Source organism: Luteibacter sp. HAY1-4A (assembly GCF_056755355.1).
Genome location: NZ_JBNDHZ010000001.1, coordinates 119,031 through 137,272, shown reverse-complemented (window position 1 = coordinate 137,272; position 18,242 = coordinate 119,031). Strand labels below are relative to the sequence as shown.

The 18,242-nt window shown below is 67.2% G+C and carries 17 protein-coding genes; 14 read left to right on the top strand and 3 right to left on the bottom strand.

Features of this window, described 5'->3' with window-relative positions; translation table 11 throughout:
• Positions 1-2: 2 nt before the first annotated feature.
• On the bottom strand, positions 3-908 hold the full coding sequence (locus ACPYOD_RS00680) for a LysR family transcriptional regulator (RefSeq protein WP_481299793.1): 906 nt from the start codon (positions 906-908) through the stop codon (positions 3-5).
• Between the two features lie 99 nt (positions 909-1,007).
• Here ACPYOD_RS00680 and ACPYOD_RS00675 point away from each other — a divergent pair, with 99 nt between their 5' ends.
• The 6 genes from ACPYOD_RS00675 (at position 1,008) to ACPYOD_RS00650 (ending at position 9,296) form a co-directional block, all read left to right on the top strand.
• Positions 1,008-1,868 (top strand): aldo/keto reductase family oxidoreductase, encoded by an 861-nt coding sequence (locus tag ACPYOD_RS00675; RefSeq protein ID WP_481299792.1) that lies wholly within the window; start codon positions 1,008-1,010, stop codon positions 1,866-1,868.
• A 98-nt stretch (positions 1,869-1,966) separates the two neighbouring features.
• Positions 1,967-5,065, top strand: coding sequence for a response regulator (locus ACPYOD_RS00670; RefSeq protein WP_481299791.1), 3,099 nt, complete (start codon positions 1,967-1,969; stop codon positions 5,063-5,065).
• Positions 5,038-5,895 carry a CheR family methyltransferase gene (locus tag ACPYOD_RS00665; protein ID WP_481299790.1) on the top strand — a complete coding sequence of 286 codons (858 nt, stop codon included), beginning with the start codon at positions 5,038-5,040 and terminating at the stop codon, positions 5,893-5,895. The genes ACPYOD_RS00670 and ACPYOD_RS00665 overlap by 28 nt, the downstream gene beginning before the upstream one ends.
• Positions 5,896-5,903: 8 nt before the next feature.
• Entirely contained in the window at positions 5,904-6,479 is a 576-nt protein-coding gene (locus ACPYOD_RS00660; protein ID WP_481299838.1) for a chemotaxis protein CheB, read from the top strand.
• Positions 6,476-7,612 carry a hybrid sensor histidine kinase/response regulator gene (locus tag ACPYOD_RS00655; protein ID WP_481299789.1) on the top strand — a complete coding sequence of 379 codons (1,137 nt, stop codon included), beginning with the start codon at positions 6,476-6,478 and terminating at the stop codon, positions 7,610-7,612. The genes ACPYOD_RS00660 and ACPYOD_RS00655 overlap by 4 nt, the downstream gene beginning before the upstream one ends.
• 97 nt (positions 7,613-7,709) lie before the next feature.
• Complete coding sequence (locus tag ACPYOD_RS00650; protein ID WP_481299788.1) at positions 7,710-9,296, top strand: glycoside hydrolase family 30 protein; 1,587 nt, start codon at positions 7,710-7,712, stop codon at positions 9,294-9,296.
• Here the strand turns inward: ACPYOD_RS00650 and ACPYOD_RS00645 are convergent.
• Both ACPYOD_RS00645 and ACPYOD_RS00640 read right to left on the bottom strand, forming a co-directional pair.
• Entirely contained in the window at positions 9,282-9,707 is a 426-nt protein-coding gene (locus tag ACPYOD_RS00645; protein WP_481299787.1) for a hypothetical protein, read from the bottom strand. The genes ACPYOD_RS00650 and ACPYOD_RS00645 overlap by 15 nt on opposite strands.
• Before the next feature lie 182 nt (positions 9,708-9,889).
• Complete coding sequence (locus ACPYOD_RS00640; RefSeq protein WP_481299786.1) at positions 9,890-10,102, bottom strand: DUF3820 family protein; 213 nt, start codon at positions 10,100-10,102, stop codon at positions 9,890-9,892.
• A gap of 61 nt (positions 10,103-10,163) precedes the next feature.
• Here ACPYOD_RS00640 and ACPYOD_RS00635 point away from each other — a divergent pair, with 61 nt between their 5' ends.
• Genes ACPYOD_RS00635 through ACPYOD_RS00600 form a run of 8 tightly spaced genes read left to right on the top strand, consistent with a single transcriptional unit; the run spans position 10,164 to position 18,242 of the window.
• Complete coding sequence (locus ACPYOD_RS00635; protein ID WP_481299785.1) at positions 10,164-10,664, top strand: hypothetical protein; 501 nt, start codon at positions 10,164-10,166, stop codon at positions 10,662-10,664.
• A gap of 37 nt (positions 10,665-10,701) precedes the next feature.
• Positions 10,702-11,826 (top strand): aromatic ring-hydroxylating oxygenase subunit alpha, encoded by a 1,125-nt coding sequence (locus tag ACPYOD_RS00630; protein ID WP_481299784.1) that lies wholly within the window; start codon positions 10,702-10,704, stop codon positions 11,824-11,826.
• A complete protein-coding gene (locus ACPYOD_RS00625) occupies positions 11,823-13,109 on the top strand; it encodes an amino acid permease (RefSeq protein ID WP_481299783.1) in 1,287 nt (428 codons plus the stop codon). Before ACPYOD_RS00630 ends, ACPYOD_RS00625 begins: the two co-directional genes overlap by 4 nt.
• A 29-nt stretch (positions 13,110-13,138) precedes the next feature.
• The gene (locus ACPYOD_RS00620; RefSeq protein WP_481299782.1) at positions 13,139-14,560 is read left to right on the top strand and encodes an efflux transporter outer membrane subunit; all 1,422 of its coding nucleotides are present in this window, start codon (positions 13,139-13,141) and stop codon (positions 14,558-14,560) included.
• Complete coding sequence (locus ACPYOD_RS00615; RefSeq protein ID WP_481299781.1) at positions 14,560-15,693, top strand: FtsX-like permease family protein; 1,134 nt, start codon at positions 14,560-14,562, stop codon at positions 15,691-15,693. Before ACPYOD_RS00620 ends, ACPYOD_RS00615 begins: the two co-directional genes overlap by 1 nt.
• Positions 15,690-16,433, top strand: coding sequence for an ABC transporter ATP-binding protein (locus tag ACPYOD_RS00610; protein WP_481299780.1), 744 nt, complete (start codon positions 15,690-15,692; stop codon positions 16,431-16,433). The genes ACPYOD_RS00615 and ACPYOD_RS00610 overlap by 4 nt, the downstream gene beginning before the upstream one ends.
• On the top strand, positions 16,430-17,359 hold the full coding sequence (locus tag ACPYOD_RS00605; protein ID WP_481299779.1) for an efflux RND transporter periplasmic adaptor subunit: 930 nt from the start codon (positions 16,430-16,432) through the stop codon (positions 17,357-17,359). Before ACPYOD_RS00610 ends, ACPYOD_RS00605 begins: the two co-directional genes overlap by 4 nt.
• A 46-nt stretch (positions 17,360-17,405) precedes the next feature.
• Positions 17,406-18,242 (top strand): alpha/beta hydrolase, encoded by an 837-nt coding sequence (locus ACPYOD_RS00600; protein ID WP_481299778.1) that lies wholly within the window; start codon positions 17,406-17,408, stop codon positions 18,240-18,242.

The following is an 18,242-nucleotide window of genomic DNA, read 5'->3' as shown; positions in this document are numbered from 1 at the left end:
CGTTACTCGAGCGAACCGGAGCGCACGAACTCCACGAAGGCACGCAAGGGCGAGGGAAGGTGCTTGCGGCCTGGGTAGTAGAGGAAGGGCCCTTCGAACGTCTGGCACCAATCCTCCAGCACGGGCACGAGCGCGCCGCTGGCAACCTCCGGCTGCAACCAGTCGTCGAAGAGGTGGATGATGCCCAGCCCCGCGACGGCGGCTTGCACGGCGAGGTCGAAGGCCGCGCCGGTCCGCACCAGCAATGGGCCGGAGGGATCGACCCGGATCACTTCGCCGTCGCGTTCGTATTCCCACGGTGGCGTCGCGCCACCCGAGAACTGGCCGCGCAGGCACGCGTGCTCGAGCAGGTCGCGCGGATGCCGGGGCACGCCGCGCGCCGCCAGATAGGACGGTGCCGCCGCCGTGATCAGGCGTTGTGCCCGAGGTCCGATGGGCAGGGCGATCATGTCCTGCTCCAGGCGTTCGTCGTAGCGGATGCCCGCATCGCAACCGGCGGCGATAAGGTCGACGAAGCTGTCTTCCACCACCACTTCCAGGCGTACGTCGGGATAGCGGCGCAGGAAAGGCACGGCGATGGGCGCGAGCACGGTGCGCGCTATGTTGGCCGGCACGTTGATGCGCAGCGTGCCGGCAGGACGGTCGCGGTAGAGATTCACGACATCGAGCGCGGCCTCCACTTCGCCCAGCGCCGGCACGAGGCGTTCCGCCAGCCGCGCCCCTACCTCGGTAGGCCGCACGCTGCGCGTGGTGCGATTGAGCAGGCGCACGCCGAGGCGGGTTTCCAGGCGGCGAACGGCCTCGCTCAAGCTCGAGGCTGAAAGGTCCCCTGCGCGCGCGGCCTCGCGGAAGCCACCAGCACGGACCACGGACAGGAAGGCGAGGAGATCTTGCGGTTCGGCGTTCATTGTTCGGGATTCCGTACAGCCCGTGCCGATTCCACCGGATTATCGACCGGCAGGTCAATCCTTATCCTTCTTTTGTCCACCCCACTCCTGGAGACGCACATGAGCAGCTTGAGCAAGGCGGGTACCTACACCCTCGGCGACCGTACCGTGAACCGCATGGGCTACGGCGCGATGCAACTGGCCGGCCCCGGCGTCTTCGGGCCGCCGAAGGACCACGCAGCCGCGGTGGCCGTCCTCCGTGAGGCCGTGGCCTCGGGTGTGAACCACATCGACACCAGCGACTTCTATGGCCCCCACGTTACCAACCGGATCATTCGCGAGGCGCTCGGCCCTTATCCGGAGGAGCTGACCATCGTGACGAAGGTGGGCGCGGTACGCGGTGACGATGCCTCCTGGCTTCCCGCGCTCGAGCCCCGGCAGCTGGTGCAGGCCGTGCACGACAACCTGCGCAACCTCGGCGTCGACGTGCTCGACGTGGTGAACCTGCGCCTGATGGGCGACATCCACGCGCCGACGGAAGGTTCGATCGAAGCGCAGTTCGCCCCGCTCGCCGAGCTTCGCGAGAAGGGGCTGATCCGTCACCTCGGCCTCAGCAATGCCACGCTGGCGCAGGTCAAGGAAGCCCAGACGATCGCGCCGGTCGTCTGCGTGCAGAACCAGTACAACCTGGTGCAGCGCGGTGACGATGCGCTGGTCGACGCATTGAATGCCCTGGGCATTGCCTACGTACCGTTCTTCCCCCTCGGCGGTTTCTCGCCGTTGCAGTCGGAAGCGCTGAACGCCGTGGCGGCCCGGCTGGGCGCGACGCCCATGCAAGTGGCGCTCGCATGGCTCTTGCACCGTTCGCCGAACATCCTGCTGATTCCGGGTACGTCGTCGGTCGGGCATCTGCGCGAGAACCTCGCGGCGGCGGAACTCACGTTGTCCGACGACGTGCTCGCGGAACTGGCAAGGATCTGACCTGTTCGCGGCGGCCGTGCACGGCCGCCGCTGGCATCCACGAAGCCTTCACGCGGCGCTGGAGTTAAATCCGCGGTTGCCTCCAGCCAGCGAAGCCCATGGATTCCCACCTCCGGACGCGTGACAACGTCGTTCTTGCCGCGGTTGCCTTTCTTTTACTGTCGACCCTGGTGGCGGATGCCGTGACCCCGTTGGGTTATGCGGTCTGGTGCCTCTACTTCGTGGCGGTCGGACTGACGCTGTTCCAGCGCAGCCTCGCCTTGCCCTTCGTTACCGCGGTCGTCGCTACCGCATTCGTCTTCCTCGGCGCGAAACTGTCGCCCGGTGGCGCAACGTCCGGCTATGCCTTCGTCAACCGGTTCATCGGCGTCGTGTCGGCCTGGGCGATGGCTGCGGTGGTGTGGCAGGCATTGCGAGCGCGGGTAGGGGCAGCGCGCCTGTTGTGGTTGCAGGAAGGGCAGACCGCCCTGGCCACGGCCCTGCGTGGCGAGCAGACGCCGCAGACCGTGGCGTTGAATGCCGTTCGCGCCCTCTCGGTGCGCGTCGGCGCGGTCGTGGGTGCCTTGTACCGCATCGAGGGCGACAGACTGGTGCTCGCCGGCGGCATGGCGTTGGACGGAAGCCAGCCCAAATCGCTGCCCCTGCGGGAAGGGCTGCTGGGCGAAGCCCTCGCGCAGAACGCCGTGCGCCGCCTCGGCAACCTGCCTGGGGAGTACCTGACGCTCGCGTCCACCCTGGGTCAGGGCAAGCCCGCGGAGGTGCTGCTCATGCCTGTGACGGCCGACGGCGCGCCGATGGGTGCGATCGAACTCGGCCTGCTGGATGCCGACGATCCCTATGGCGCCCGCGAAGCGCTGCTGGAACGGAGCGGGGAAGTGGTGGGCATCGCCATGCGCACCGCGCTGTTCCGCCAGCGCCAGGCGGAACTGCTCGAGGAGACGCAGCGCCAGAGCGAAGAACTCCAGACGCAGCAGGAAGAGCTTCGCGTCGCGAACGAGGAACTGGAGGAGCAGAGCCGCGGCCTGCAGCAGTCGCAGGCTTCGTTGGAAGCCCAGCAGGCGGAACTGGAACAGACCAACGTGCAGCTCGAGGAGCGCACGCACGAGCTCGAGGCGCAGCGCCAGGCCCTCATCCGGGCGCAGGCGGAACTCACCCGCAACGCGCGTTCGCTCGAAGCCACCAGCCGGTACAAGTCCGAGTTCCTCGCGAACATGTCGCACGAACTGCGCACGCCGCTGAACAGCTCGCTGATCCTCGCCAAGCTGCTGGCCGACAACAAGGCCGGCACGCTGACCGAGGAACAGGTGAAGTACGCCCAGGCCATCCATGCGTCCAACAACGACCTGCTGGCGCTCATCAACGACATCCTCGACCTTTCCAAGATCGAGGCGGGCCACGTGGAGTTCGCCGCCGAGCCCGTGGCCGTCCCGGCCGTGATGCAGCGCCTGCGCGAAACCTTCGAGCCGCTCTGCAAGGAAAAGGGCCTGGGCCTCGTGATCGAGCAGGCGGTGGGAGCCCCCGGCGAACTCGTGGGCGACATGCAGCGTCTCCTGCAGATCCTGAAGAACCTTCTCGCCAATGGCCTGAAGTTCACCGAGAAGGGGCAGCTGTCACTTCGCATCGAGGGCGCGGGCAGCCGCATGCGCTTCGTCGTTTGCGATACCGGCATCGGCATTCCCGCCGACCAGACCGAAGTGATCTTCGAAGCGTTCCGCCAGGCCGACGGCAGCACCAGCCGGCGTTTCGGCGGTACCGGCCTCGGCCTTTCCATTTCGCGCGACTTGGCACGCCGCATGGGCGGCGACATCACGGTGGCGAGCGAACCGGGGCGGGGCAGTTGCTTCACGCTGGACGTTCCGGTCGAGCCACCCAGCGGGGAAACAACGGCGTCGCGCGCGCCGACCCCGGTCGCCGTGACACAGCTCCCTTCCACGGGTGCGAGCGATATCCGCGTTTCCGCATCGTCGCCGGCAGCCGACACCACGCCTCTCGTGCCCGACGATCGCGCCGGCCGTACCCGTCCGGGACGATTGATCCTGGCCGTGGAAGACGATCCCGTCTTCGCCGAGGCGCTGGTGGGTCTGGCGCACGAACTCGACTTCGACTGCGTGGTGGCCGGCACGGCGGATGAAGCGCTCCGTCTTGCCGCGGAGATGGGGCCGAGCGGCATCCTCCTCGACATCGGTCTGCCGGATGTCTCGGGCTTGAGCGTACTCGAGCGCCTGAAGCGCGACCCCGCCACGCGCCACGTACCCGTGCACGTGGTATCCGCGATGGAGCGCTCGCAGGTGTCCCTCGAACTCGGCGCCGTCGGCTACCTGCTCAAGCCCGCGAGCCGCGACAAGCTTGCCGATGCGATCCGCCAGCTCGAGGAACAACACCAGCGCGTGATGCGCCGGTTGCTCATCGTGGAAGACGACGAGCAGCTCCGCGCCAACCTGAAACTGCTGCTGGCGAGCAACCAGCTCGACATCGTGGCGGTGGGCACCATCGAGGCCGCCCTGCGCGAACTCACGACGTCCACGTTCGACTGCATGGTGACCGACCTCGCGCTGCCCGACGGCACAGGTTACGACCTGCTCGAGCGCATGGCGGGCAGCGAGGCTTTCGCGTTCCCGCCGGTCATCGTCTACACGGGACGCTCGCTGACGCGCGACGAGGAACAGAAGCTGCGCCGCCACTCGAAGAGCATCATCATCAAGGGTGCCCGCTCGCCGGAGCGCCTGCTCGACGAGGTGACCCTGTTCCTGCACAGCGTGGAGGCATCGCTGCCGTCCGACCAGCAGCGTCTGCTCAAGGAGGCGCGCCAGCGCGACGCCATGCTCGATGGACGCACGGTGCTCCTTGCCGAAGACGACGTGCGCAACGTCTTCGCCCTCACCAGTGTGCTGGAACCGCTGGGCGTGAAGCTGGACATCGCGCGCAACGGCGTGGAGGCCCTGGAGAGGCTGGCCGCCAACGAGCCCGACCTCGTGCTGATGGACGTGATGATGCCGGAGATGGACGGCCTGACGGCGATGCGGCACATACGTGCGGACCCGCGCTGGAAGAGCCTTCCCATCATCGCGCTGACCGCGAAGGCGATGGCCAACGACCGTGAGTCCTGCCTGCAGGCGGGTGCGAACGATTACATGGCCAAGCCGATCGACATCGACAAGCTCGTGTCGCTGTGCCGCGTATGGTGCTCGCGCCGATGACCGACGCGAACACCGAACTGTTCGATATCGAGCTGAAGCTGCTGCTCGATGCCGTCTACCTGCGCTACCACTACGACTTCCGCGGGTACGCCATGAGCTCGCTGCGCAGGCGCATGCGCCATGCCATGGGGCGGTTCGAATGCGAGCGCATGAGCGACCTGCAGCATCGCATCCTGCACGAGCCGGCCTTCTTCGCCGACGCCATGCAGTACTTCACCGTGCAGGTCTCGGAAATGTTCCGCGACCCTTCGTATTTCCTCGCCCTGCGCGAGCACGTGCTGCCCGTGTTGAAGACCTATCCGTCGATCAAGGTGTGGGTGGCCGGGTGCAGCAGCGGCGAGGAGGTATGGTCGCTCGCCATCCTCCTTGCGGAGGAAGACCTGCTCGACCGCTCGGTGATCTATGCCACCGACATCAATCCCGAGGCGCTGGCGAGGGCGGAACACGGCACCTTCGCGGCCGACCGGTTGCCGCTCTTCAGCCGCAACTACCTCGCCGCCGGCGGGCGTGGGTCGCTGTCCGACTACTACACGTCCGCCTACGGCAATGCCATGTTCGACCGGCGCCTGAAGAAGCAGATGGTTTTCGCGGACCATAGCCTGGCGACCGATTCGGTGTTCTCCGAAGTGCACTTCGTGTCGTGCCGCAACGTGCTGATCTATTTCAATCGCGAACTCCAGGACCGGGCCGTGGGGCTGTTCCACGACGCGCTGGTGCGCAAGGGCTTCCTCGGCCTGGGCAGCAAGGAATCGCTCCAGTTCGGCGCCCATGCCGACGATTTCGAGCCATTCGTACCGAACCAGCGCATCTATCGGAAGGTGACGGCGTGAGCGCGGCCATGGACACGCCCGACCCGTTGGAGGCGCTGGTCATTGGCGCGTCGGCGGGCGGGGTGAGCGCGCTCCAGGACATACTGGGCAGCCTGCCCAAATCCTTCCGGCCGCCGGTGTTCGTGGTGCTGCACGTGCCGAAGGACCGGCCCAGCGGCATTCCCGAACTGATGGGCGGTTACTGCGCGCTGCCCGTCATGGAGGCCGAGGACAAGCAGCCGGTTCAGCCGGGCCACGTGTTCTTCGCCCCGCCCGATTACCACCTGCTCGTGGAAAGCAGGGATGCCATGGCGCTGTCGATGGACGATCCGGTGCTGTTCTCGCGCCCGTCGATCGACGTGCTCTTCGAATCGGCGGCCGCCGTCTACGACAAGGGCCTGCTCGCCATCCTCCTCACGGGGGCCAGCTCGGACGGCAGCGAAGGCGTCGCCGCCGTGCGCGCCGCCGGCGGAAAGGCATGGATACAGTGCCCGACCGAAGCCGCGTCCCCGACCATGCCCACCGCCGCGCTGGCCCACGCCGGGGCCGATGCGGTCCTTCGTCTCGGCGAGATGTGTGAACGCCTAAAGGGAAGCATCGCATGAGTCTCGCTCCTGACATCGTCTCCGTGTCGACCGCGCAAGCACCGGCGATGACACATATCCTGCTGGTCGACGACGTGCCGCAGAACCTTGTCGCGCTCGAGGCGCTGCTGGCGCAGGACGGCCTCGCCATCCTGAAGGCAAGCTCGGGCGCGGAAGCGCTGGAACTCCTCCTCCGCTTCGACGTGGCCTTGGCGCTGCTCGACGTGCAGATGCCGGAGATGGACGGTTTCGCGCTGGCAGAATTCATGCGCGGCTCGTCGCGCACGCGCCACGTGCCCATCATCTTCCTCACCGCGTCTCCCAGCGATCCGGCGCGGTCGTTCAAGGGTTACGACGCGGGCGCCGTCGACTTCCTGCACAAGCCGCTGGACCCTCGCGTGCTCCTGGGCAAGGTCAACGTGTTCATCCAGCTGTATCGACAGCGGCTCGAACTCAAGGAGCGGAACGAGCGGCTCGAGCGCTCGCTCCAGCTCAACGAAACGATGATCGCGGTACTCACCCACGATCTGCGGACGCCGCTGTCGGCCATCAGCCTCTGCGCCGAACGGCTCGTGGACGAGGCGGACGGCACGCCGCTCGCACGCACCGCGTCCCACGTGATGACCAGCGCCGGGCGCATGACACGCATGATCGAGCAGTTGCTCGACTTCTCGCGCATTCGCTCATCCATCCTCAAGCTGGATTTCCAGAAGGGCGACCTGGGCCAGCTGTGCGAGGACGTGGCCGCCGAGATGCGGCATGCGCACGACGGCCTACCCATCGGATTGTCCGCCAACGGAGACCTGCACGGGGTCTTCGACGGGGTACGGATCGCCCAGGCCGTGTCCAACCTCATCGGCAACGCCATCCAGCACGGCGAAGCGGGCGACATCAACGTGCACGTCGACGGCACGGAAAAGGACCGGCTGGAAGTTTCCGTAACGAATGCGGGCCAGATTCCGGCGCATCTGCTCGACCGTCTCTTCGAGCCGTTCAAGGGCAGCTTCCATCCCAGCAAAGGTCTGGGCCTGGGCCTTTACATCGCCGATCAGTTCGTCCGTGCGCACGGCGGAACCCTGGGCGTGGAGAACCTGTCCTCGGAGGTCCGTTTCCGGCTCAGGCTTCCGCGTGTTGGGGTGCCGACACAAGGTTAGCTATGCTGGCGCCGGCGCCATCCGGCGCAGCCACGGACATTCCGACGCTTCGTGACCTCGTCGAACCACAACGTATGCGACAGGAACCGGCCGCGCCATGGATGAGCGAGGGCCGGGGTCCGGCCGGGTCGCCGCCGTTTTCGTTGCCCTGATCTCACTGCTGACCGTGGCGGTACTCAGTGCGCCGCGGTACGAGCAGGCGAAGCTGGCCGACACGAAAGCGCCCGAGGCCAGGCCCATCATGCCGATCGTCGAGGTCTGGCTCAGCACCGCGGACCACAAGCTGAAGCTGGCGCCGCAGCCGCCGCTGGCGATGGCCGCGCGCGGCGACGCACCCGCCGACATCGCCATCGACATCGACGCCAGGTACCAGTCCATGACCGGTTTCGGCGCGGCGATGACCGATGCCTCGGCATGGCTGATCCGGAACAGGCTCGACGAGCCGCGGCGCCAGGCCCTTCTGCGGGAACTGTACGGGCCGCCGCCCAACCTCAATTTCAACATGATGCGCCTGACCATCGGGGCGTCGGACTTCTCGTTGAACCTCTACACCCTGGACGACATACCGTTCGGCGAATCGGACACGGAGCTGCACTACTTCAACGTGGCGGCCAACCTGCACGACCTGATCCCGACGGTGCGCGACGCGCTTGCCGTGAATCCAGGCCTCCTCATCGTCGCCTCGCCGTGGAGCGCGCCGGCCTGGATGAAGGACAGCCAGAACCTGATCGGCGGCGAATTGCTGGAGGAACACGAGAGCGCGTTCGCCGACTACCTGATCAAGTACCTGGACACTTATCGAAGCCACGGCATTCCCATCTTCGCGCTGACGTTGCAGAACGAGCCGGCGTATTCGCCGATCAGCTATCCCGGCATGCTGATGGGTGCGAAAACGCGGGCGCGCATCATCGCGAACTACCTTGGCCCCAGGCTCGCCAACCGTACACCGCGCACGCGCATCCTCGACTGGGACCACAACTGGAGCCATCCTGAGCAGCCGTTGGCCGTGCTAGGCGATCCTGCCGCGGCGCGCTACGTCGACGGCGTGGCGTGGCACTGCTACGAAGGCAGCCAGCACGCGCAGGGCCGCGTGCACCGCGAACATCCCGACAAGGACGCCTACATCACCGAATGCTCGGGTGGCGACTGGTCGTTGAACATGAACGGCGAACTGCTCTGGTCCGCGCGCAACCTGCTGGTGACCGGCATCCGGCAGTGGGCACGCGGAGTGATCTACTGGAACCTCGCCCTCGACGAGAACCACGGTCCGCATTTCGGCGGATGCACACTGTGCAACGGGGTGATCACCATCGATTCGGTGACGGGCGACGTGACCCGCACCGACGAGTACTACGCGCTGGCCCACTTCAGCAGGTTCGTGTTGCCGGGCGCGGTCAGGGTGCGGTCCACCGATACCGACGCCGACATGGGCATCGCCAACGTCGCGTTCCAGAACGCGACGGACGATTCGATCGTCCTGGTCATGGTGAATATCAGGAAGAAGGCGCGCACCGTCACCGTCGCGCAAGGCCAGACGCGATTCCGGTACACCATCCCGGCGGAAAGCGTGGCTACGCTCACGTGGAACCCGAACCTCGCGGGCGTATGGGTGCGCCGGGCCCTTCGCTGGCTTGGCAGGCCGGGCGCGCCGGTTCGGACGGATCAGCTATCAGGGCTCAGGTGATTCGTACCAGATGCCCTTGAGCTGCGACACGGTCAGGCCGCTGATGAGACAATGGTTCGGATTGCTCGGCTGGGCATCTTCGATCACCTTTCCGCCAAGGCCGGTGGCCGTCGAAACACGCGCGATCCACCATGTCGGGCCGTCTCCCCACTTCCGCGTCTTGTCGCTCTTGACGAACTTCTTCACGCTGTCGGCGTCCAGGTTCTTCGCCTTCAGCTCCTTGCACAGTGCCGAGACGTTCTCCAGCTTGCCGTTGATGTCCTGGTCTTCGTCCTTGTAATTCTTGTCGGTATTGGCTTCGCCACTGCGCGCCATGAGATAGGTTCCCGGGACCGGGTCGCCATTCTTTGCAAAGGCGGTGCCGGACAAGGCGAGCAGGCACGCGAGAAGGACGTTGATGGTGCTCTTCATGAGGACTTCCTCGATGTCATTCGCGTGGCCATTCAGGACGGGATCGTCCGGACGATGGCTGGCCGCCGCGACGCCATCCGCCCGCCGTCAGCGTCGCTGCCCGGCCGTGCCGGGCGTATCGGTCGAATGCTGATTTCCAGGGCAATCCATGCCGAACCAGTGATGGAGGCGGCGTGCGCTTGCTACTTCTGGCGCAACGGATCGAGCAGCCGTTTCAGCCCGTTATGGTCGAGTTCCAGCGCCAGCGCGAGCAGGTTGCCGAGACGGCCGGGCGGAAAGCCCTTGCGTGCATACCAGGCGAGGTAGGCGCCCGGCAGGTCGGCGATGAGACGCCCCTTGTACTTTCCGTAGGGCATAGGAGTGGTAACGAGGCTTTGCAGGTCTTCGGGTTTCATTTGCTACTCTGGGCGGCGTAAACCTGGCCGGCGCGACCGCCACCGTGGGAAAGGGGGGATTATGAAGCGTATGTCCAAGGCAACGTGGCTGGTCTTCGCTGTTGCGCTGGTAGCCGGCTCGGCGGCAAGCCGTACCGAGTCGGCGAAGGCTCCAGAGCCGTCCTTGCTCGGCACCTGGTCGCTCGACACTTCGCGCATGCCCCTGCCGCCGGACCAGCGTCCCAAGAGCGTACGGTTCGCGTTCGCCGATGCCGGCGGCGGAAACTTGTCGATACACGTGGACATCGTCTACTCGCCGGGCTCGGAGGTCCATTCCACGTCGCTGGCGTCGGTCGACGGTTCGGCTGCCGTCGTAGAAAACAGCCCCGAAGCCGACCACGTGACGCTGCGGCGTCCCACTCCCGGTGTCCTGGTCATGGCGCTGCAAAAACAGGGTGTGCTGGTTTCCACGCGCATCTACACCGTCACGCCGGACAACCATGGGCTCGTCGAAACCAACGTCCATCCCGGCGAAAAGGGGGACATCGTGATGCGCACGAACTACTTCGAGCGCTCTCGCTAGACACCCGAACTTTCCGTTGATGTTGCGGTGCGGTTCGATGAATACTCGGCCATCGCCGCTGCCGGCCGTCATGATGACCGAGTTGCTTTCCCCGGATGCGCTTGCCCCGCAGGCACTCGATCATGCGCTGACCTTGCCCGCGCGCTTCTACACCGATGCGCGCATGCCCGGCATCGATGGCCCGGCCATCTTCGCGCGGAGTTGGCAGCTGGTGTGTCACCACTCGCAGTTGACGGGTGTCGGCGACCACGTGGTCACCGAGATTTCGGGGCTGCCCCTGCTGATCGTTCGCAGCGACGCATCCAGCATTCGCGCTTTCCACAACGTGTGCAGGCATCGTGCCGGGCCCATCGCCAGCTGTGACGGCCAGGGTGCCACGCAGCTTCGCTGCCGTTACCACGGCTGGACCTACGGCTTGGACGGTGTGCTGCGCGGTGCGCCCGAGATGGGCCGTGCACCCGACTTCCACCCCGCGGACATCCGCCTTCCCGAGGTGCGTGTGCACGTGTGGCAAGGGCTCGTCTTCGTCGCCATCGGCGAGGCGCCGCCGTTCGAGTCGTTCGTGGCGGGCATCGATGCACGACTCGGCGAGGCGCGTGCGCTGGACGGTTACCGCTTCCATCATCGCGTCACCTACGACGTCGCCTGCAACTGGAAGGTCTACGTGGACAACTACCTGGAGGGTTACCACGTGCCGCACATCCATCCGGGGCTCAACAGTCTCCTCGACTATCGCAGCTACGTGACGGAGACCGCCGAGTGGTATTCGTTCCAGTTCAGTCCGCTGGAGAGCGGCGACGAACTGTACGGCAGCGGCGAGGCGCTGTACTACTTCCTGTACCCGAACGCGATGCTGAATATCCTGCCCGGGCGCTTGCAGACCAACCGTGCGCTGCCCATGGGCGTGGATCGCTGCCGCGTAGTGTTCGACTTCTACTACGCCCCGGACGACAGCGCGGAAGCGGAATCGCGCCGGGAGCGCGATGTCGCGTTCAGCGACGAGGTACAGGACGAGGACGTCACCATCTGCGAAGACGTGCAGCGAGGGCTCGCCTCCGGTTCGTACGAGGCGGGCCGCCTGAATCCATTGCGTGAGAATGCCGTGCACCATTTCCATGAGATGGTGCGCCGTGCCTATCGCGACGCTGCCGCGAGCGCATGAGCGACACCCAACGGTCGCTCGGCCTGTGGATGCTGATCGCATTGGTGATCGGCAACATCATCGGTTCGGGCGTGTTCGTCCTGCCGGCAGCCTTGGCACCTTACGGCGCGGCGAGCCTGATCGGATGGGGTATCAGCCTGGGCGGTGCCCTGATGCTCGCACTGGTGTATGCGCGGCTGGCCGAACTGATTCCCAACCACGGCGGCGCCTATGCCTATGCGCACGCGGCATTCGGCGACCGCATCGGCTTCGTCGTGGCGTGGAGCTACTGGGTCTGCGTGTGGTCCGCCAACGCGGCCATCGCCGTGGCGTTCGCGGGCGGCCTGGGTTCCGTATGGCCGGAGGCCACGCTCACACCGTTCCGTAGTGCCGTGTGCGCCCTGGGCGCGTTGTGGATCTGCACCGCCATCAACCTGACCGGCGTACGCGAAGCCGGCCGCACCGCCATCGTGCTTACGCTGTTGAAACTGGTCCCACTCGTGGTGTTCGGCCTGCTGGGCCTGGGTTGGGTGCACGCGAGTGCCTTCCGGCCGTTCAATCCGAGCGAGCTGCCGCTGATGAGCGTGGCGTCGTCTGTTGCCGCGTTGACGCTTTGGGCGTTCCTGGGTCTCGAGACGGCGACGGTACCCACCGGCGTGGTGAAGGATCCGCAGCGCACCGTGCCGCGCGCCACCCTGGTGGGCGTGACGATCGCGGGGCTCGCCACGATGCTCGCATGCACCGTGGTTATCGGGATGCTTCCCGCCGACGTGCTGCGCTCGTCGGCCGCACCCATGGCCGACGCGGCCAGTCGCGTGTGGGGCCCTGCTGCCGGGGTGGCGATCGGCGTCGTCGCGACCGTTTCGTGTTTCGGCGCGCTAAACGGGTGGGTATTGCTGCAAGCGCAGACCACGCTTGCCGCCGCGCAGGACGGCCTCTTCCCAGCCGTGTTCGCTCGATTGGACAAGCGCGGCACCCCATGGGTCGGCCTGGCGATCAGCAGCGTGCTCGCCAGCGCGTTGATCGCTTCCAACTACAGCCGCACGCTGGTGGCGCTGTTCACGTTCACCATCCTCCTGTCGACGGCCGCGACCTTGGTTCCTTACCTCGTGACGGTACTCGCATGGTGGCGGATCGATACCACCGCGCGACCATGGCGCCGATGGGTCGCGGCCGGCGCGCTCGCCTTCAGCCTGTGGGCGCTCATCGGCACGGGTGTCGAGACGCTGCTCTGGGGAGCGGTGTTGCTGCTGGCGGGGTTGCCCATCTACCTGTGGCAGCGCCGGAACCATCCTGAAAGGTAGGGCCGCCACAATCGATCGACCCACGTTCGATGGCGGCACTCAACCCGATGGGCAGATACCTGGTCTTCGCCCTGCTGGCCGGAACCGGCTTGGCCGGTTGCGCCAGCCAGCCATTGCCCGATCTGCACGCGCCCGTCCCCGGCGAGTGGCGGCACGCCGTTGCCGATGCAGCGGCGGTCGCCCCGACCGACCTGCGAGGCTGGTGGCGCACTTTCGGCGATCCATCGCTGGACGCCCTGGTGGACCGGGCGCTGGCGCATAACCTCGACGTCGCGCAGGCGGCGGAGCGCGTGCGCGCGGCCCGTGCGCTGCACGGCCAGGCCGGTTCCACGTTCCTGCCGCAACTGCATGCGAAGACCGAGGACGTGGATGCCCCCGACGCCGGTGCGTCGTACTTCGTCGCCGGCTTCGACGCCACCTGGGAACTGGACGTGTTCGGCCGAGGTACGGCCGTTCGCCGCGCGGCGCAGGGCGACCTCGATGCGGCAGCCGCCGATCTCCAGAATGCGAAAGTCACCCTGGTAGCCGAGGTGGTGCGCAACTGGGTCGAGCTGCGCGCCGCGCAACAACAACTGCAGTGGCTGCAACAGGTGCGCGATGCACGGCAACGGCAAGCCGATCTATTGAAGGTGCGTGAGCGCCTGCGCCTTGCGGGTGCGGAGAGCGTGCAGCGGGCCGATGCGGCGCTGGCGCAGGCGGAAGCCGCCACGGTCGAGCCGCGCGATACGGTGGATGCGAGTGCGCAGCGGCTGGCCGTGCTGCTTGGATCCCCCGAGCCGGATCCTGCCTGGACGGCTACGGATACGGCTCCGCTCCCCACACTAGGGGCCTGGAGCCTGCCTGCCACGCCCGCCGACCTGCTTCGTTCGCGGCCGGAAATCCGGCATGCCGAGGCCGACGTGCTGCGCGCCGCCGGTGCCGCTGGCATCGCGCACGCCGATCGTTTCCCCAGCCTCGCCATCGGGGGTTCGCTGACCTGGTCGGCCAGTCTCCAATCGCACCGCAACGCCGGGGACAATCCCGTCGCATCGATCGGTCCGCTGATCGACATTCCCTTGTTCGACTGGGGCATGCGCGCGGCGCAGGAGGATGCGAAGCGGCATGAGCTGCGGGCGAGCGTGCTGGCGTACCGGCAATCGGTGCTGGAAGGCGTGGCCGATGTGGAAACGGCACTCGGGCGCCTGCAGCGGCAAGGCGAGTACGAGCAGCAGTGCGGAGCCGCGGCGGCGTCGCTCGAGCGCGCCGATTCGATGGTGGCTCGACGCGTCGCGCTGCGGCTCGCGGGGCCCGAGGATCGGATCGAAAGCACCGTCGCGCACGACGAGGCGGCATTGGCGCTCGTGCAGGCCCGAGCGCGGCGCGATCTCGCGTTCGTGTCGCTGTTCAAGGCCCTTGGCGGCGCGCCGCTCCCCCCGGCAAGCGACGCGGCGCCGGCGGGAGACCAGGACTGATGGTCGCCCTTGCCCGCAAGACGCTCGTGCACGAATGGCGCCGTTTCCTGCCGGCCATCCTGGCGGTGGGTTTCGCAGGGCTGCTGCAGTTGCTGCAGGCGGCGCTGGTGCTGGGCATCTTCAGTAGCGCGAGCGTGTACATCACGGGCTCGGCGGCAGATCTCTGGCTCGGCTATCCCGGCACGCAGAGCGTGAGCCTCGGCCGCTCCATCGATCCGAACCTGGAAGGCCGTCTGCTCATGGATCCCGCGGTTGTGCGCGTCGAACCCTTCATCTGGCTCGACGCCGACTGGCGGGGCCGTACCGGGACGGGCGGCGAGTCCGTCTTCGTTTCGGGCATCGATCCGCGCCCCACGGGGCTCATGTTCGCGCATGCGTTGCCGTCCTCCTTGCGGATGCGGCTGGAGGAACCCGACGCGGTGATCGTGGACAAGGCCGATATCGACAAACTCGGCGTCGCCGTGGGAGACATCGCCTCCATCAACGGGCACCGGGTGCGCGTGGTCGGCGTGAGCAGCGGCTTGCGCGCGCTCGGTGGCGTCAATGTCGTCGCCTCGCTCGAGACCGCGCGCGTGCTCGACACCGATCCCGCCGATGGCGGCCGGCCGACGTACCTCGTTGCCGGACTGCGCGATCCTGCCCAGGCCGACGCGGTGGCGCGGCGCCTCGGTGGCGACCGCGCGTTCGACCGCTACGAGGTATGGACGGCTGCCGCGTTCGCGCGACGATCGGTGCTCTACTGGATGCTGGACACCGGCGCGGGTGCCGGTGTGCTGTTCCTCGCCGGCGTGGTGTTCATGGTGGGTGCGGTCATCACCAGCCAAACGCTCGTGGCGGCCGTGGCCGGCTCGGTGCGGGTGTACGCGACGCTCAACGCATTGGGCGTGGGCATGCGCTCACTGCGTTGGGTGGTGCTGGAGCAGGCATCGTGGGTGGGCGTGCTGGGGTTGCTGGGCGCCGGCGTGCTCGGCGCTGCCTTGCTCGCCCTCGCGCGCGGACAGGACGTGCCGGTGGTGCTGGATGTTCCGGTGGCGCTCGCGTGCGCGGCCCTGACGATGGGCCTGACCACCGTTTCCGGGCTCGCGGCGATTCGCAGCCTGCGCCACGCCGACCCCGCGAGCCTGCTGCGATGAGCGCAGGCACCGCCACCGCCCGCGTTACGTTGCGCGCCGAGGACGTCGGCAAGGCGTTCACGTCGGGCAAGGTGCGCACGACGATCCTGCACGGGCTGTCGTTGTCGATCCGCGCAAGCGAGCTGACACTGATCTCCGGCCCTTCCGGTTGCGGCAAGAGCACCTTGCTCGCCACCCTCAGCGGGTTGCAGAAGGTGGACACAGGATGCGTGTTCGCGCTGGACCACCGGCTGGACGATATGGATCCGCGGGCCCTGGAGCGCTTCAGGCTGCTGCATACGGGCTTCGTCTTCCAGGGCTTCAACCTCTTTCCCGCGCTGACGGCCCGCGAACAGGTGGAGTTGCCGTTGCACTATCTCGGCATTCCCAAGCGCGTTGCGCGCGAGCGCGCGGCGCGGTCGCTCGAAGAGGTGGGGCTTGCGCATCGCATGACGCTGAAGCCCGCGGAGCTTTCCGGGGGCGAGAAGCAGCGCGTGGCGATCGCACGCGCCCTGTCGAAGGAACCGCAACTGCTGTTCGCCGACGAACCGACGAGTGCGCTCGACGCCGCCAGCGGGCAGGTCGTCATCGACATGCTGCATCGTATCGCGCGAGTGCACGGCACCACCGTGCTCTGCGTCAGCCACGACCCGCGCCTGATCGGCCACGCCGACCGCGTGTTGTCGATGGAGGACGGCCGGATCCTCAGCGACCGGCGCGATCTCCCTCCGTTCGCCCCCCAATACGGGAACGTTCCATGATGCCTTCCATCGTTCGACACGCGATCCTGCTCGCACTCACGGCAGTGCTGCTTGGCGGGTGCAGCCGGCATGATGACGCGGCGATGGCAGCGCCCGCGCCTGCGCCGTCGTATGCGGCGGTCGCTCGCGGTCGCGTCGACGTCGAAGGCGGCTTGCTTAACCTCGGGATGCCGCGTGAGGGCACGCTCGCCGAGGTGAACGTGCACGAAGGCGATCACGTGCGGAAAGGCCAGGCGCTTGCGTCGCTCGATCCCGAGCCGGGCACGCTCGCCGTCGCGGCGGCACACGCAGAGCTGGACCAGGCAAAGGCACAGCTGGCGCTGCTCGGCGACAAGCTCGCCACCGCCAAGGAGCGCGCGAAACGCCTTGCCGTGGCGGAACGCGCCGGGGCCGGCGACGGTCACAGCGCCGACGAGGCGCGTGACCTGTCGACCGAACTTGCCGCGCAACAGGTGGCCATGCGGGCGGAGGTGGCAGGCGCCGAGCAGAAGCTCGCCGGCGCACACTTCGAACTGGCGCGCCGTACGCTGCGGGCACCGATCGACGCAGACGTGCTGCACGTGGCCGCCCAGCCGGGTGCCAGCGTTTCGCCGCAGGGCGGCGCGCTGTTCGTGCTGTTGCCACGAACTCCCCGGATCGTGCGCGCCGAGCTGAGCGAAGGCTATGCCGACGCGGTGCACCCCGGGATGACAGCACTCGTGACCTCGGACGCCTCGCCCGATGCAAAGCCATGGGCGGCCCGCGTGCTTCGCGTCGGCACGGTGGTGGGGCCTTCTTCCCTCGAAGACGACCCCCAGGCGCGTGCCAACAGCCGCTCGGTCGAGTGCGTGCTGGCGCTGGATGGTGGCCAAGCCGCGCGCGTGGGCGAGCGCGTCATGGTCCGGTTTGGCGCGGGCGATTCGCGTATTCCTGCGAAAGCCGAATGAAACGGCTGCATGCGAGGCTTGTTTTCCTCCAATCCGGGGTAGTCGCGTGATCCGCCAAGCCGAATTCTTCCTCGAAGGCGACAGCAGGGGTGTCCTGCTGATCCATGGCTTGACCGGCACGCCGACGGAAATGCGGATGCTCGGCAAGGGCCTGAACAAGGCCGGTTTCACCGTGCATGGCATGCAGCTGGCAGGCCACTGTGGCGATGTCGACGACCTGCTCGCCACCGGCTGGCGCGACTGGTATGCCAGCGTGGAGCGGGCGGCCGATGCGATGCTGACGAAGGTCGACACGCTCTTCGTCGGCGGTCTTTCGATGGGCGCGTTGCTCGCGCTGAAGCTCGCCGCCGACCGCCCGGAGCGGATCGCCGGCGTGGGCGTCTATGGCGCCACCTTCCGCTACGACGGATGGAGCATACCCTGGACGGCACACCTCTCGTTCCTGCTGCCGCTCTTCAAGCGCCTGGGCATCGGACGCGACCGGGCGTTCCTCGAACAACCGCCTTACGGCCTTCGCGACGAGCGCCTTCGCGAGCAGGTGAGTGCGGCGATGCGCAGCGGCGACAGCACCATGGCCGGGTTGCTCGGCAATCCCTGGCACTCGTTGGCCGACCTCTACCTGTTGTCGGCACAGGTGCGCCGCCAATTGCGGGACGTGACCTCGCCCTGCCTGGTGGCGCACGCCAGCAACGACGACATAGCCAGTGTGCGCAACGCCGAACTGGTGATGCGCGAGGTAAAGGCACCGGTCGAACTCTTGTTGCTCGATGACAGCTACCACATGATTACCATCGACAAGCAGCGCCGCACCCTGATCGATCGCTCCGCACGCTTCTTCGACACGATAGCTCCCGGGCAGACGCTCTCCGCGCTGGCGGGCTGA